Origin of the sequence: Serpens gallinarum (genome assembly GCF_014836765.1) — a bacterium.
Taxonomy (GTDB): Bacteria; Pseudomonadota; Gammaproteobacteria; order Pseudomonadales; family Pseudomonadaceae; genus Serpens; species Serpens gallinarum.
In genome coordinates this window covers 19,660-34,463 of record NZ_JACSQG010000008.1, presented here as the reverse complement: position 1 = coordinate 34,463, position 14,804 = coordinate 19,660, and the positions used below count along the sequence as shown (strand labels likewise).

17 protein-coding genes are annotated in these 14,804 nt (G+C 60.1%); 8 read left to right on the top strand and 9 right to left on the bottom strand.

Annotated elements, in window-relative coordinates; translation table 11 throughout:
- Window positions 1–69: 69 nt before the first annotated feature.
- The 4 genes from H9642_RS13995 (at window position 70) to H9642_RS13980 (ending at window position 3,593) form a co-directional block, all read left to right on the top strand.
- A complete protein-coding gene (locus H9642_RS13995) occupies window positions 70–984 on the top strand; it encodes a LysR family transcriptional regulator ArgP (protein WP_251837072.1) in 915 nt (304 codons plus the stop codon).
- Window positions 985–1,115: 131 nt separating this feature from the next.
- Entirely contained in the window at window positions 1,116–1,994 is an 879-nt protein-coding gene (locus H9642_RS13990) for an ATPase (protein ID WP_251837071.1), read from the top strand.
- Between the two features lie 67 nt (window positions 1,995–2,061).
- Window positions 2,062–2,703: an MBL fold metallo-hydrolase gene (locus tag H9642_RS13985; RefSeq protein WP_251837070.1), complete on the top strand. Its 642-nt coding sequence runs from the start codon at window positions 2,062–2,064 to the stop codon at window positions 2,701–2,703.
- A gap of 227 nt (window positions 2,704–2,930) precedes the next feature.
- Complete coding sequence (locus tag H9642_RS13980; RefSeq protein ID WP_251837069.1) at window positions 2,931–3,593, top strand: YiaD family glycine zipper/OmpA-like lipoprotein; 663 nt, start codon at window positions 2,931–2,933, stop codon at window positions 3,591–3,593.
- Between the two features lie 68 nt (window positions 3,594–3,661).
- On the opposite strand, the gene yihG is transcribed toward H9642_RS13980, so the two are convergent.
- The 3 genes from yihG to H9642_RS13965 all read right to left on the bottom strand — a co-directional run bounded on the left by yihG (window position 3,662) and on the right by H9642_RS13965 (window position 6,196).
- Window positions 3,662–4,576: a 1-acylglycerol-3-phosphate O-acyltransferase, YihG family gene (gene yihG / locus H9642_RS13975; protein ID WP_251837068.1), complete on the bottom strand. Its 915-nt coding sequence runs from the start codon at window positions 4,574–4,576 to the stop codon at window positions 3,662–3,664.
- Window positions 4,577–4,721: 145 nt separating this feature from the next.
- Window positions 4,722–5,912: an acetate kinase gene (locus tag H9642_RS13970; RefSeq protein WP_251837067.1), complete on the bottom strand. Its 1,191-nt coding sequence runs from the start codon at window positions 5,910–5,912 to the stop codon at window positions 4,722–4,724.
- On the bottom strand, window positions 5,912–6,196 hold the full coding sequence (locus tag H9642_RS13965; RefSeq protein ID WP_251837066.1) for a DUF3565 domain-containing protein: 285 nt from the start codon (window positions 6,194–6,196) through the stop codon (window positions 5,912–5,914). The genes H9642_RS13970 and H9642_RS13965 overlap by 1 nt, the downstream gene beginning before the upstream one ends.
- Window positions 6,197–6,209: 13 nt before the next feature.
- On the opposite strand from H9642_RS13965, the gene H9642_RS13960 reads away from it, so the two are divergent.
- Complete coding sequence (locus H9642_RS13960; RefSeq protein ID WP_251837065.1) at window positions 6,210–6,695, top strand: FKBP-type peptidyl-prolyl cis-trans isomerase; 486 nt, start codon at window positions 6,210–6,212, stop codon at window positions 6,693–6,695.
- 89 nt (window positions 6,696–6,784) lie between these two features.
- The gene (locus H9642_RS13955) at window positions 6,785–7,267 is read left to right on the top strand and encodes a glutathione peroxidase (protein WP_251837064.1); all 483 of its coding nucleotides are present in this window, start codon (window positions 6,785–6,787) and stop codon (window positions 7,265–7,267) included.
- 73 nt (window positions 7,268–7,340) lie between these two features.
- Here the strand turns inward: H9642_RS13955 and cysZ are convergent, their stop codons facing one another.
- The 4 genes from cysZ to H9642_RS13935 all read right to left on the bottom strand — a co-directional run bounded on the left by cysZ (window position 7,341) and on the right by H9642_RS13935 (window position 9,458).
- Complete coding sequence (cysZ, locus tag H9642_RS13950) at window positions 7,341–8,093, bottom strand: sulfate transporter CysZ (RefSeq protein ID WP_251837063.1); 753 nt, start codon at window positions 8,091–8,093, stop codon at window positions 7,341–7,343.
- Window positions 8,094–8,372: 279 nt separating this feature from the next.
- Entirely contained in the window at window positions 8,373–8,987 is a 615-nt protein-coding gene (locus H9642_RS13945; RefSeq protein WP_251837062.1) for an SOS response-associated peptidase, read from the bottom strand.
- 25 nt (window positions 8,988–9,012) lie between these two features.
- Window positions 9,013–9,273: a putative signal transducing protein gene (locus tag H9642_RS13940; RefSeq protein ID WP_251837061.1), complete on the bottom strand. Its 261-nt coding sequence runs from the start codon at window positions 9,271–9,273 to the stop codon at window positions 9,013–9,015.
- Window positions 9,273–9,458 (bottom strand): CPXCG motif-containing cysteine-rich protein, encoded by a 186-nt coding sequence (locus tag H9642_RS13935; protein ID WP_433962707.1) that lies wholly within the window; start codon window positions 9,456–9,458, stop codon window positions 9,273–9,275. The genes H9642_RS13940 and H9642_RS13935 overlap by 1 nt, the downstream gene beginning before the upstream one ends.
- Window positions 9,459–9,544: 86 nt before the next feature.
- Between H9642_RS13935 and H9642_RS13930 the strand changes: the two genes are divergently transcribed.
- Window positions 9,545–10,711, top strand: a complete 1,167-nt coding sequence (locus tag H9642_RS13930) for a 1-acyl-sn-glycerol-3-phosphate acyltransferase (RefSeq protein WP_251837060.1) — start codon at window positions 9,545–9,547, stop codon at window positions 10,709–10,711.
- A 59-nt stretch (window positions 10,712–10,770) separates the two neighbouring features.
- Here H9642_RS13930 and H9642_RS13925 read toward each other — a convergent pair whose 3' ends face one another.
- On the bottom strand, window positions 10,771–11,355 hold the full coding sequence (locus H9642_RS13925) for a YajG family lipoprotein (protein WP_251837059.1): 585 nt from the start codon (window positions 11,353–11,355) through the stop codon (window positions 10,771–10,773).
- 723 nt (window positions 11,356–12,078) lie between these two features.
- On the opposite strand from H9642_RS13925, the gene mqo reads away from it, so the two are divergent.
- Window positions 12,079–13,581, top strand: coding sequence for a malate dehydrogenase (quinone) (mqo, locus tag H9642_RS13920; protein WP_251837058.1), 1,503 nt, complete (start codon window positions 12,079–12,081; stop codon window positions 13,579–13,581).
- A gap of 77 nt (window positions 13,582–13,658) precedes the next feature.
- Here the strand turns inward: mqo and trmA are convergent, their stop codons facing one another.
- The gene (gene trmA, locus H9642_RS13915) at window positions 13,659–14,744 is read right to left on the bottom strand and encodes a tRNA (uridine(54)-C5)-methyltransferase TrmA (protein ID WP_251837057.1); all 1,086 of its coding nucleotides are present in this window, start codon (window positions 14,742–14,744) and stop codon (window positions 13,659–13,661) included.
- Window positions 14,745–14,804 lie beyond the last annotated feature (60 nt).

Below are 14,804 nucleotides of genomic sequence, written 5' to 3'. Positions count from 1 at the left end.
CAGATTCTGACGTTCCGTTTTATATAAGGAAAATGAATCTTGCTGATGGCTCATTAGGAGATCTAATTTTTGTTTGATTATAAATTGTTGGCTGCCTTGGGTGCCGTTGTGGAGCAGGGTGGCTTTGACCGCGCCGCTCAGGTCCTGGGGCTGTCGCAATCGGCCGTGTCGCAGCGCATCAAATTATTAGAGACCCGAGTCGGCCAGCCGGTTCTGATCCGGGCCAATCCCCCCGAACCCACTGAGATGGGACGGCGCCTGCTTAACCATGTGCAGCAAGTCAGGCTGCTGGAAAGTGACCTGGGCGACCTGATTCCCGACCTCGATGAATGCAGTTCGACCCAGCGTTTACGCGTTGCCCTGAATGCCGACAGCCTGGCGACCTGGTGGGCACCGGCCATCGGTGCATTCAGTGCCCAGCAGCCTCTACTCCTGGATTTACTGGTGGAAGATCAGGATGTCGGCCTCAGGCGCATGCGCGCCGGTGAAGTGGCGGCTTGCCTGTGTGCAGTGGAACGGCCTGTTGCCGGAGCGCGAAGCCTGGCGCTGGGCAGCATGCGTTATCGCGCCCTGGCCAGCGCGGACTTTCTCGAGCGGCACTTCCCCAATGGCGTGTCGTTGCGTGCGTTGACCGGCGTGCCGGCTATTGTGTTTGGCCCCGATGACCGCTTGCAGCATCGCTACTTGGCGGCGCTGGGTATCGAGGGTGGCTTTGTCCATCATTTATGTCCGTCCTCGGAGGGCTTCGTACGCCTGATCGAGGCGGGTATAGGCTGGGGGCTGGTGCCCGAGTTGCAGGTGCTTGAATCACTGGCCAGTGGCGCGCTGTGCGAAGTGGTTGCTGACACCCCAGTGGATGTGCCGCTGTATTGGCACCATTGGCGCAACGGTGGTGAATTGCTGAACCGCCTTACCGAGCACCTGGTGCGTACCGTGCCGACCTGGTTGGTCAAAGCCGAACGTAACCTCGCCAGGCGCGGCTGAGTGCGGCCGAGCGGCCTGCTGGACGTTTTTAATGCAATGCGCCTTACTGCACCCTTAGCTGAACTGTTGGCGGACCGGAGAGTGGGTATACTCGCGGGCTCGCAGCTAAACGTGTCTTTTGAAGGATTTTTATGCGTAACGATGCTTTCGATGATCTGGGTGATCTGGGTGATCTGCCGAGCCTGACTGCCGAGCCCCGCGAGCGCCGTAGCAAAGCTCTCGTCGCCGCAGAAACGGAGGCTGGGCAGGAACACAAAGAGCCACGAAAGGCAGCTGCCCCGATCCAGCGCAGCTCCGCCACTGGGCTGTTGTGGACGCTACTGCTGGCGGCGGTGCTTGCCTTGGGTGGGCTGGCTTGGTGGAGCCATCAGCAGATCACGCAAATGGCCCAGCAATTGGTTGCCACCCAGGAAAGTTTCGCCCGCATCAGCGAGGAGGCGGCCGGTCGCATTCAGGACATCACGGGCAAGGTGGTCGCCACGGAAAGCACAGTGGCCTCCGGGACCGAGGCTTTGAAGCTGCAAGTGCGCCAGTTGGATGGCAAACTTGAAGCATTGGGTCGGCAGGTTAAGGTCCAAGCGGCTCAACAGGACAAGCGCATCGAAGCACTGGATAGCCAGTTGAAGGCGCAAGGCGTAGTTGCCGACAAGTTCAATGAGCGCCTCAAGGGATTGGGCGTCGAGCTGGGCACCCTCAAGGGCGCGCTGCCAGGCGAGGTCAAGCGGCTGGAAACCCAGTTGAACGCGCAAGGTGAAGCGCAGAACCAGTTCGGTACGCAGCTCAAGAGTCTGGGCGCCGACCTGCAAGCCCTGAAAAAGCAGAACCCGACGCAATCGATCAAGCTTCTGGAGCAAGAGGTGAAGCTGCTGCGCAACAAGCTGGAGAGCCAGAGCAGCCCTACCGGAGGGACCGCCGCCGAGTTCGACACGTTCCGCGCGCAGATGACCCGCAACATCAATGCCCTGCAAAGCCAGGTGCAGAACCTGCAGCAACAACTCAACGCCCGTTGATAACCGTGGCGCCCTGCGGAGTTGATCCGCACGGGCGTCGTGGTGCGCCATGTCCAGGAGTTTTTCAATGGCCATCTCCAGCACACTGATTCGTGAAACCTTCCCCGTCGGCCCTTTGCAGTGCAACTGCACGATCATTGGCGATTCGTTGACTGGCAACGCCATTGTGGTGGATCCGGGCGGCAACCCCGAGCTGATCCTGGCGCGGCTGGAGGCGCTGGGGCTGAAGGTCATCAGCATCATTCATACCCATGCCCACCTCGATCATTTCCTGGCCTCCGGGCAAATGAAGGAAAAGACCGGCGCGACCTTGCACCTGCACAAGGATGATCAGTTTCTCTGGGACAACCTCGAGCTGCAGTGCCAGATGTTCGGCGTACCTTACGTACCGGTACCGGCGCCGGACCATTGGCTAGCCGACGATGAAGCGCTGGCCTGCGGTTGCGGGGTGGCGCTGCATACTCCAGGTCATACACCGGGCTCGATGAGTTTCTGGTTTCCCCAGGACAAACTGCTGATCGCTGGCGACACGCTGTTTCGCCGTGGCATTGGCCGCACTGATCTGTGGGGAGGTGATTACGCCAGCATCGAGCGCTCCATTCGTGAGCGCCTCTATACCCTGGATGAAGACGCCGTAGTGGTCACCGGGCATGGTCCGGATACTCGCTTGGGGGATGAAATGCGCGAAAACCCCTTCGTGAAAGCCTGAACCCTCGATGGGTTGAGCCGCATTGCGGTTGCCTCAAGGCTCTATTATGGGCTTTCATCCTCGATCGCCGTTAACTAAGCAGTGCCCGCCTGCAGTTAAGGGTTGTGGTTACAGTGTCGCTGTAATAGGCGTCCGGCACTGATAATCTTGCGCGGAACTTCTCTCCTGCCACTGGCTCCAAGGGGCCGGGGCGAGACTCTCAACAGAAAAATCCGAAGGAAGTATCTATGAAGAACTGGCTTAACCTGACCGCTGTTGCCGCCAGCGTCGCACTGCTGGTCGGCTGCACAAACAATCCTTACACCGGTGAGCAGCAAGCCGGCAAGGTGGGTGTTTATGGTGGTCTGGGGGCAGTGGCTGGCGCTGCAATCGGCGCTGCAACGTCGAGCAAGAAGGACCGCACCAAGGGCGCACTGATTGGCGCCGCCGTCGGTGGTGCTGCCGCAGGTGGCTACGGCGCTTATGTGGACAATCAAGAAGCCAAGCTGCGCCAGACCCTGCTGAACTCGGGCGTACAGGTCCAGCGCGACGGCGACAACCTGATCTTGATCATGCCGGGCAACATCACCTTCGCCAGCAGTTCGGCCAATATCACCAGCAGTTTCCACCCGACTCTGGATTCGCTGGTTCTGGTATTCAAAGAGTTCAACAAGAACGGCATCAACATTGTGGGTCACACTGACAACACCGGTTCGCTGCAGCTGAACCAGAACCTGTCCAACCACCGCGCGCTGAGCGTGGCCAACTACCTGACCACCAAGGGCATCGCCGGGTCGCGTATCTCTGCCTACGGCGTGGGTCCGAACCAGCCGATCGCCAGCAATGCCAACGAAGCTGGCCGCGCGCAGAATCGCCGGGTGGAGATCACCCTGCTGCCGCCGCAGCAATAAGAGTCACGTGATAAAAAAACCCGCCAATGGCGGGTTTTTTTGTGGGTGCGTTGTTCTCGAAGGGGGTGCTATTTGCTGCCAGCGACCGGAAAATCGCGGTGCAACTGTTCCAGTTCGGCGTCCTTTTCTGCCCAGAGTTGATTGACCCACTGCTGGAAGCCTTGGCGATAGGTTTCGTCCTGGTCATAGTTCTGGCCGATGAACTCGGCAGGGATTGGACGCTTGTGGATGCGCATGACCACTCGGGTGATGCGACCGCAGAGCAGGTCCCAGAAACTTGGGCGACCATCTGGATAGTGAATGGTCACGTCGATCATTGATTCTAGTTGCTCGCCCATGGCATCCAGTACAAAGGCAATGCCGCCGGCCTTGGGTTTGAGCAGGTGGCGGTAGGGTGACTGCTGCTGGTCATGCTTGGCTGGTGTGAAGCGGGTGCCTTCCAGAAAGTTGAACACCGACACGGGGTTGGTCTTGTAGCGCTCGCATGCCTTGCGCGTAGTAGCCAGGTCCTGGCCCTGCTTGTGAGGGTTCTTGCGCAAGTATTCCTTGCTGTAGCGCTTCATGAACGGGAACTCCAGCGCCCACCAGCACAAGCCAATTACGGGGACCCAAATCAGCTCTTGCTTGAGGAAGAACTTGAGAATGGGCATGCGTCGGTTGAACTGATATTGCAGGACTAGAATGTCCGCCCAGCTCTGATGATTACTGCTGACCAGGTAGGAGTGCCCCAAGTCGACCAGGTTGCGCCCTTGCACGTCCCAGCGGGTCGGCTGCACCAGATCCATCCAGAAGCAGTTGATGCCGATCCAGGTTTCCGCGACCCAATGCATGGCGAAGCGCAGCGCGCGTTGTATCGGCGCAAAGGGCAATAGCAGCTTGAGCAAGGACAAGGCAAATAAAGGCCAACACCAGAACAGCGTGTTCAGGATCAGGATCAGCATGGCGATGACGCCACGCAAAGGGGCAGGCAGAAAGCTCAGCATCGGCGGAATTCTCGGAACGTCGAGTTGAAAATGCCGCCAGAGTAACGATTGTTCACTGAACTGCAAGTGCGGTGGTTGACCGCCCGGTCACGCCTCGAGGCATGTTGGTTCCAGGCAAGCCGAGTGTCCCCGAAGGTCCTCGAGGTCAGCTATTTAGCAGCGTCAGGGTGTCCAGGGCGATCTGCTTTTCCTCGTTGGTCGGGATCACCAGGATGCGAGGGTATGCAGGCGGATTGATCTCACCCGTCACGCCACCGACGCAGCGGGCATTGGCGACTTTGTCCACGCTCAGGCCGAGCAAGGATAAATAGAAGACTGTTTTACCGCGCACCAGGGGTGAGTTTTCACCGATGCCGCCGGTGAAGATCACGCCGTCCATGCGCGGTAGGGCACAGATCAGCGAGGCCAGCGATTTGGCCAGGCGGTAGCAGAACACTTCAATGGCCAGTGTGGCCGCACGATGACCCTGGCTGCGCGCCTGTTCCAGGCTGCGCATGTCGTTTGACAAACCAGACAGGCCGAGCAGGCCGCTTTCATGGTTGAGCAGGCGCTCGATGTCTTCCAGGCTCCAGCCCAGCGTGCGCGCCAGATGGCTGTGCAGGTTGGGGTCGACATCGCCGCTGCGCGTACCCATTACCAGACCTTCCAGCGGCGTAAGGCCCATGCTGGTGTCGCGGCTTTGGCCGTCCACTACGGCGCAGGTGGAGCAGCCATTGCCCAGGTGCGCGGTCAGCCAGCAACTGTCTCCCACCGCCAAGCCGGTAATCTCTGCGGCCCGCTGGCTTACATAGCGGTGGCTGGTGCCGTGAAAACCGTAGCGGCGCACGCCCTGCTCACGGTAGAGCTGCTCTGGGAGGGCGTAACGAAAGGCATGCTCTGGCATGCTCTGGTGAAAAGCGGTGTCGAACACGGCGACCTGGGGCAGTTGTGGATAAAGGTTCAGGGTGGTTTCGATGCCGAGCAGATTTGCCGGATTATGCAGCGGTGCCAGGGTGACGGTGGCGCGAATGGCCTGCAGGGCGGCATCGTCGATCAGGCAGGATTGGGTGAAATGCTCGCCGCCATGCACCACGCGATGGCCGATGCCGTGCAGACGTCCGCCGCAGGCATCGTTGATCATCGGCAATAAATGCTCCAGTGCAATGCGGTGATCGGCACCGGGCAATGCCAGGTGCTCGCGAATGTGACTGCTGCGCCACCAGTGCAGGGTTGCTTCGGGACTGTCCAAGCGTTCGGCCAAGCCGCTGAGCAAGGGCTGGGAGTGCGCCTGGTTTATCAGTGCGAATTTGAGGGAGGAGCTACCGCAGTTGATGACAAGAATATTGCGAGCGCTCATCAGGACTCCTTATCGGTGAGCCGTACCTGCTGACGACACCAACCGCAGTCGAAGGGCTGGCCGAGCTGCTGGCGACGCCGTTCGGCATCCAGCACCCAGGCGCGTGACTGCCAGGGCGGCCGGTGACGTAAATGCTGGGTGTGTCCGCAGGAGAGTAGTGCAATCCAATGGCCGTGCTCATCCTGCTTAAATCCCAGCAGGCGTGGCCATGCCCGCCTGTCTGTGTTCGGGTCGCATTCGGGCTGGGTCACGGGTAAACTTGCGCCCTCCAAATTCTTATGCAAAAGGTCTCACCCCATGCTGATCGCCACTAACAAGGCTGTCTCCATCGACTATACCCTCACCAACGATGCCGGTGAGGTGATTGACAGCTCCGCCGGTGGCGCGCCGCTGGTGTATCTGCACGGTACTGGCAATCTGATCGTCGGCCTGGAAAAAGCCCTGGAGGGCAAGCAGGCCGGTGACGAAGTGAAGGTCGCCATTGAGCCTGAAGAAGCCTACGGCGAATACAGCGCTGAGCTGGTGGCTACTTTGGGTCGTGACATGTTCGAAGGTGTGGAAGAGCTGGAAGTCGGCATGCAGTTCCATGCTTCGGCGCCCGACGGTGGCATGCAGATCGTCACCATCCGCGACATCGATGGCGATAACGTCATCGTCGACGGCAATCACCCGTTGGCCGGACAGCGTCTGCACTTTGATGTGAAGATCGTCGCCGTTCGCGAGGCCAGTCCGGAAGAAATCGCTCACGGTCATATCCACGGCGAGGGTGGCCACCACCACTGAGTTCTACTGCTACGCTGAGACAAGAAAAGGCGTCCAGAGGACGCCTTTTTCATGTCGCGCAATTTGTTGTGTATATAAGGAGTTTTCCCATGAGTGCCTTCCATGACCTTACGTTGCGTGCCTTGGATGGGCAGGAGTTGCCACTCTCTCCTTACAAGGGGCAGGTAATGTTGGTGGTCAATGTCGCCTCCCATTGTGGCCTGACTCCACAGTACGCCGGCCTGGAAACATTGCACCGGCAGTATTGCGAACGGGGATTTTCTGTATTGGGTGTGCCCTGCAATCAATTCGCTGAGCAGGAGCCGGGAAGCGATGAGGAAATCGCTCTTTTTTGCCAACGCAACTATGGGGTCAGTTTCCCCATGAGCAGCAAACTTGAGGTCAACGAGCCGGGTCGGCATCCGTTGTACCGCTTGCTGGCGGGTGAGGGCGCCGAGTTTCCGGGCGACATCACCTGGAATTTCGAGAAGTTTCTCGTCGGGGGCGATGGGCGTGTACTGGCGCGTTTTTCGCCGCGTACCACCCCGGAAGACCCGGCGCTGATCCAGGCGATCGAGAAAGCGCTGGCCTGACGGTATGAGCGCTTGCCAAAAAGGCCGCCGATGCCATTGCATCGGCGGCCTTTTTGGTTGTGGATATCGCGTGTCAGAGAGGCTGTTGCAGCTGGGTTTCCCCACCTTCACGCACCCAGAATACCGTGGCACCGGCCACCGCCGCGGGCATCATCAGGATGTTCAGGCCAGGCACCAGCAGGGCCAGGTAGGTGATGCCGCCAAATCCCAGGCTCTGCCAGCGCTTGGCGCGCAGCCAGGCGAGCATCTCGTTCCAGCCCAGCTTGTTGTTGTCTGCGGGGTAGTCGATGTATTGCACCGCCATCATCCAGACACCGAACAGCAGCCACAGGGGCGCGGCGACCAGGTTCAGGCCGGGGATAAGCGAGAGCACCAGCAACGCCAGGGCGCGTGGCAGAAAATAGGCCAACTTGCGCGCCTCGCGGCCCAGCGTACGGGGCACCATGGCCAGCAGCTCGGCACCGCTAAAGGGCGGGAAGTGGTCCTGGCCGCGCACGACCACTTCGACTTTTTCTGACAAAAAGCCGTTGAATGGCGCGGCGATGACGTTCGCCAGCAGAGTGAACGTGAAGAACACCATCAACAGCACCAGGACCACAAACAACGGCCATAGCAGGTACTCGAGGAAACTGAGCCAGTCCGGCAGGCTGGGCATGAAATAATCAACCCATAGACCGAATTGCTGCAGGGCGAGGCCAATGAGCGCGGCGAACAGCACAAGGTTGATCGTCAGCGGCAACAAAACGAAGAGGCGCAGACCGGGACTGAGCACCAGTTTCAAGCCTTCACGTAAATACTGCGGTCCGCTGAGGGTTGGGGTGGGCATTGAAGACTCCTTGATTGATGGAGCGAGGACCTTACCGATTTTGGCGGGGTGGGAAAAGCAACATGGATAGATAGGCGTTTGCTATGGAAGGCATTGATAAGCAAAATTTTCACAATGGCTGCTCAGGTCTTACTCTGCTCAGCGTTGTCATCCACCGCCTTGGCGCGGTACGGATTGACCAAGTTTTCCAGGAGGCCGCCCTATACCCCAAGCCTTCCCCAAGTGCTTAGGCGGCTTCCTTTTTTCTTTGGCCTTTCAGGCCGCCGTCCCGGTTGATGCTCACGCCGGCGTGAGGCACTCCGGGCCATCCAGTTGCGGATCATTGACGAAGGTTGCCAGTGCGCGCTCGCGTAAAAGAGCGGGTGGCTTGGCCAGTAGCGATTTCAGTGATGCGGCAGGCGTTTGCGTATCCAGCCAGGTCTGCTGCTCGGCCTCATCCAGCAGCAGCGGGCGACGCAGGGTCGCAGCGGCCTGGGTGATCATGGCCAGGCTCAAATACACCTGATCTCCCGCCGGATAGGCTTCCCAGAGCACGGCGCAGTACATCAGACTCGTTTCGTCGCTGACCCAGTAAGGTCGTTTACGCACGCCACGCCATTCGTAGAACCCATTGATGGGCAGTAGGCCGCGCCGCAGGCGAAAGGCCTCGCGAAACATCGGCTGCTCGGCCAGGGTTTCTGCGCGGGCGTGGGCCGGCGTGCGGGACAGATCCGTTAGCCAGGGCGGCGTCAGGCCCCAGCGTGCCAGGGCGGCGTGACGTTCGCCCTGAATATCGCGCAGCAGCAACACCTGGGCGCCCGGGGCGAGATTCCAGTGCGCTTGCAAGGTGGCGGGAAAGCCGGGCAGGGCGGCCAGGGCGGGGGTCCAGCGGAACAGGGCGAAGCGGCCACTCATGGGCTATCGGTACTCGGTCAGGAAATCAGCACAGCAACTCGCCGGGACAACTAGGCGGTTCTTCAACAGGCAGCGGTTGCGCGGCATTGTACGCGGCGATCAGCAGACGGGCTCGTTCGGCCTGCTCATCGCTGACCGACAGCACCAGCAGGCCGGCGGCAGGCAGTTCGCCTATCGCGCCGAGTAGATGTTCGCCACCGATATGCGCGGCAATATTCTCGCTGGCTAGCATGGCCCGCAATACCTGGGCTTCGAGCAGGTCGGCGGGAAGATAGATATGCTGCATTAATCGTCCTCACGATAAAGGTCGAGCTGCCAGTGCTGACCATCGTTGTGCAGCACAAAACGAATCGGTCGGCAGCACACGGGGCAGTCCTCGATGTACTCCTGTTCTTCAACGGAAAGATCCAGCAGGGCTTCAGCCAGCTCGCCACAATACGGGCAACTATACCTGCGTATATCCTGCAGCATGCGCCTCTCCCGTGACTTGTGAGTATAATTGCCGGCTAATTTTCCGCGCTCCGCCGGGGCCGGTCTTACCTGTAACACAAGAGAGCATGATGGGCCCCTTTGACGCCATCCGTCCGTATAACGACCAGGAAGTACCCGCCGTTCTGGCGCGTTTGTGCAGTGATCCTGAACTTCTCGCGATGCTCACACGCTATCGCTTTCCGCAATTGACCAGCCTGTTTGGTTGGATGCTCAAGCCGCTGATTGGCTACCGCTTGCGCCGTGAACTGAAGCCTATCGACAGTGTGGCTGCTTTACAGGAAAAGATTGAGCCCTACGTAGAGCGTGCCATCAGGCGGGCCACCGACGGCATCAGCTATTCCGGCCTGGAGCGGCTGCAGGCCGGAAAAAGCTACCTGTTCATGGCCAATCACCGCGATATCGTCATGGACCCGGCCTTCGTCAACTATGCCGTTTACCATGCCGGACTGCCGACGCCGCGCATCGCCATTGGCGACAATCTGCTGCAGCGCCCGTTTGTGAGCGACCTGATGCGCTTGAACAAGAGCTTTATCGTGCATCGCTCGATCAGTGGGCGGCGCGAGAAGCTGGCGGCGTTCCAATTGCTGTCGGCCTACATCAACCACTCGATTCGGGAGGAGGGCGAGTCGATCTGGATCGCCCAGGCCGAGGGACGTGCCAAGGACGGAGACGACCGTACCGATTCAGCGATCCTGAAGATGTTCCATATGGCTCGCAAGGACGAGCCGTTCGCCGAGGTGATCGGCGGGTTGGGTCTGGTGCCGGTGTCGATCAGCTACGAATACGACCCCTGCGACCAGGCCAAGGCGCGCGAGCTGTACACCCGCGCCACGACGGGCAGCTACACCAAGGCACCCGGTGAAGACGATGCGAGCATCGCCCTGGGCATCACCGGCTACAAGGGTCGCGTGCATATAGCCTTTGGCGAGCAGGTGGATGCGCAGTGGGAGGATGCTAAGCAGGTGGCGCAGGAAATGGACCGGCGAATCCTCGGTGGTTATCGGCTGTTCCCGGTGAATTACCTGGCCTACGCCGTGTGGGAGGGTCGCGAGGCAGAGCTGAATGTGCCTGAAGCACGGCAGCTGTTCGGGGTTGAGGAGTTGGCCAAGGCCGAGGCAGAATGGCAGCGCCGCCTGCACTCCTGCCCGGTTGAGCAGCGGCCTTATCTGATCCTTCAGTACGCCAATCCGGTACGCAATCAGTACCGTATCAAGGCTGAACTGCCTCTGTAACGTGGCAGAGAGATAGAGAGAGGCTGGAAAGCCGTTCTGGCTTTCCAGCCCTGAACCACTTATTCGGCGAGCAGCTGGCCGATGGTCGGGTCCTTGAACAGGCGCGTCAGCGCATCGCTGAGAACGTCGCTAACCAGCTTGGTGTTGGTGGCCTGGTTGGGTGCCATGCCAAAGCGTTGGTTGAGTGTCGCGGTGTAACGACCGTTGTAGCGGCGCGAGCTGTTCTGCACTTCGGCCTTGAGCGTGGCAGCGATGTTGGCCTCGGTGACATACACGCCTTCCTTGGGCGACTGATACTTGAGGCTGTCCAGAATCACCGTCAATTGCGGCGCATTGCTGGCGGCTGGCGAGGGCACGAAGCCAAGCAGGCGAACCGCGGCTTCAGTCTGCGCCTGCAGTTGCGGCAGGATATTCGCGCTGGGCACGCTGACTGCGCTGGTCTCGGCATACAGACCACCGCGAGTGCCGAGATCAGGAGTGGGGCGCTGATCGACAACCCGAACCACGACGGGCTGGCCCTGGCCGACGGCGACCAGTTCAGTCTTGAGTTTGGGTTGAGGGCTGAGTTGCTGCGGGCTAAGGGCGCAACCGGTCAACAGCAGGCTGGCGACTGCAAGCAGCCCCAGCGATAGGCGGTTCAACATAAACGTAAATCTCCAAAACAGGGCGTGATGGCAGTATACCCAGCGTCCTGAGCAGCCAACAGACCGACGGTTGGGTACGGAGTTCCCTTATGCGTCTATGGTCGGATGCTGCGCCAGATCGTTTCGCGAGATACTGCCTAAGCGGTGATTAAAGTCGTGGCAAACGGTCACTTTCACGTTTTCCACCGGTATAATCCCCCGCGATAATTAAGGACGCCTCCTGCATGGGCGCGGCACTTCCATCGAAGAGTATTCGATTGGCAGCCGAGTCCCAGAGAGACGCCTATTTCGTGCTGCCTTTATGCCAGCCACTTGCTCTTGTCAAAGACGCTCAACACGCTCTCGTAGCAATACGGTGTGTCGCAGGTTGTCAGCGAGAAATGTGACTGCGGCAGTCGACCTTTGAGGTTCACGACTCCAAAAGAGCGTGAGAAGACGGTTTTTCACAACTTCACAAGAGTGTGGCGAGCAAATGAAGACTAAGGCATTGATGTACCTGCCCTTTAATCCTGTTTACACACCCTGAACCCGACGATCACGAGCTGACAGCCGCCTACGGGTGACTGTGCGTGCAGACGCCTGGCGTCGCATGCGAACGGATCGGGCATGACACCCTGTCAGGCGCTACGGGACTCCTTTGCAACCTCCCGGCCCTGAATGTGCAATTCGCACCCAGGCGTGACTGCCGTGAATTTTTAGGTGTTGCAGATTGGAGAAGCGTTAATGGCGCGCAACGAAAAAGAAGCCGTGGATGTGGTACTGGTCGGCGCCGGTATCATGAGTGCCACCCTGGCTGTGCTGTTGAAAGAACTCGACCCCAGCCTCAAGCTGGAAATCGTCGAGCTGATGGAATCCGGAGCGGTCGAAAGTTCCAACCCCTGGAACAACGCCGGCACCGGTCACGCTGGCCTCTGTGAGCTGAACTACACCCCGCAGGCGACCGACGGCTCCATCGATATCACGAAAGCCGTGCTGATCAACAGCCAGTTCGAAGTGTCCAAGCAGTTCTGGTCCTATCTGATGGATAAGGGCGGTTTGGGTTCTCCGCGCTCCTTCATCAATCCGGTCCCGCACCTGAGTTTCGTGCGCGGCGCCAAGGATATCGACTTCCTCAAGAAGCGTTTTGATGCGCTGAGCGCGCATCATGCCTTCGCAACCATGGAGTACTCCGAAGATCGCGGCACCCTCAGCGAGTGGATGCCGTTGATGATGCCGGGTCGTCCCGAGGACGAAGCCATTGCCGCCACCCGAGTGGAAAGTGGCACTGACGTCAACTTCGGTGCACTCACCAAAGAGTTGCTCAACTATCTGTCCACGCTGGACGGCGCCAAGGTGACCTACAACCAGAAGGTCAAGGGTGTTGAGCGCAATGGCGAAGGCTGGAGCGTAGAGATCCAGGACACCAAGCAGGGTGGCAGCCGCGAGCTGAGTGCACGCTTCGTGTTCCTCGGCGCCGGCGGTGGCGCACTGCCGTTGCTGCAGATGTCCGGCATTCCCGAAGGCAAGGGCTTTGGCGGTTTCCCGGTCAGCGGCCAGTGGCTGCGCTGCGACAACCCCGAAGTGGTCGCCAAGCACCAGGCCAAGGTGTACAGCCAGGCTGAAGTGGGCGCGCCGCCCATGTCGGTGCCGCACCTGGATACCCGCGTGGTCGATGGCAAGAAATCCCTGCTGTTCGGACCCTATGCCGGCTTCTCCACCAAGTTCCTTAAGAACGGCTCGTTCCTCGATCTGCCGCTGTCGGTGCGCCCGAGCAACATCGGCCCGATGCTTGCCGTGGCGCGCGACAATCTGGACCTGACGCGCTATCTGGTCAAGGAAGTGATGCAGTCCATGGAGCAGCGTCTGGATGCCCTGCGCAAGTTCTACCCGGAACTCGACCCGGCCGATTGGCGCCTGGAAGTCGCCGGTCAGCGCGTGCAGATCATCAAGAAAGACGAGAAGAAGGGCGGCATCCTGCAATTCGGCACCGAGCTGGTGGCCGCTGAGGATGGCACCATTGCGGCCTTGCTGGGCGCTTCGCCGGGCGCTTCGGTGACTGTGTCGATCATGCTTCAGCTGATCGAGCGCTGCTTCCCTGAGCAGGTAGCTTCCGCCGCCTGGATGAGTAAGCTTCAGGAGATGTTCCCGGCCCGGGAAAAAACCCTGCAAGACAATGCCGAGCTGTATCGCGAAATCAGCGCGCGCTGCAACCAGCGCCTGCAGCTGGACGAGCCGGTCAGCGCCTGAGTTGGTCGAAGCTGAAAAAAACCGCCCTTCGGGGCGGTTTTTTATCAGCGTCGAATGCGAGGCAGCTTGACCGAGGCCTAGCGCCGCTCCAGCAACACGCCGCTTTCCATGTGGTGCGTCCAAGGGAACTGGTCGAACAGCGCGCAGCGGGTTATCCGGTGAGTGTCGTGTAGCTGGGCAATGTTGGCGGCCAGGGTCTCGGGGTTGCACGAGATGTACAGGATGCGTTCGAAACGGCGGGTCAGCTCGCAGGTGTCCGGGTCCATGCCGGCCCGTGGCGGGTCGACGAACACGGTGCCGAAGTCGTAGCTGGCCAGGTCGATGCCGGCCAAGCGGCGAAACGGTCGCACGCCATTGAGCGCCTGGGTGAGTTCCTCGGCGGACAAGCGCACCAGCGTCACGTTGTCGATGGCATTGTCGGCCAGGTTGCTCAGGGCGGCATTCACCGACGTCTTGCTGACTTCGGTGGCCAGCACCTTGCGTACACGGGTAGACAGCGGCAGGGTGAAATTGCCGTTGCCGCAGTACAACTCCAGCAGATCGTCGTCGCGCTCGCCGAGGACGTCATAGGCCCAGCCGAGCATTTTCTGGCAGACCACACCGTTGGGCTGGGTGAAGGCGCCTTCTGGCTGGCGGTAACGGAAAGTGCGTCCCGCAACGATCAGCTCCTCGTTGACGAAGTCGCGTCCGATCACGGTGCGCTTGCCCCGCGAACGGCCGACGATGCTCACGCCCAGCGCTGCAGCCAGGGTTTCGGCAGCGGCGTGCCAGGCGGCATCCAGCGGGCGGTGATAGCACAGGGTAATCAGCGCATCGCCACTCAAGGTGCTGAGAAATTCGACTTGGAACAGCTTGAAACCCAGCGCCGGATCGGTCCAGGCGGCCTGCAGTTGCGGCATCAGCTCGTTGATGCGGCGGCTGGCGATGGGAAAGTCAGTGAGCAGAATTGGCTTGCGATTGTCGCCCTGTTCGAACATCGCGTAATGCCGTGCTTCTCCTTCGCGCCACAGACGGAACTCGGCGCGCAGGCGGTAATGCTCGCCAGGCGAGTCGAACACCTGCGGTTCGGGGGCCTCGAAGGGGGCCAGCAGTTCACTCAGGCGTGTTTTTTTGTCGGCGAGTTGGGCGGCGTATACGGCAGGGTCGGTATGCGGGTGGATCATGGGCGACTCATGGTTCGGGCCGAGGCTGTCGGCGTGGAAAAAAACAGGCCGGCACATGGC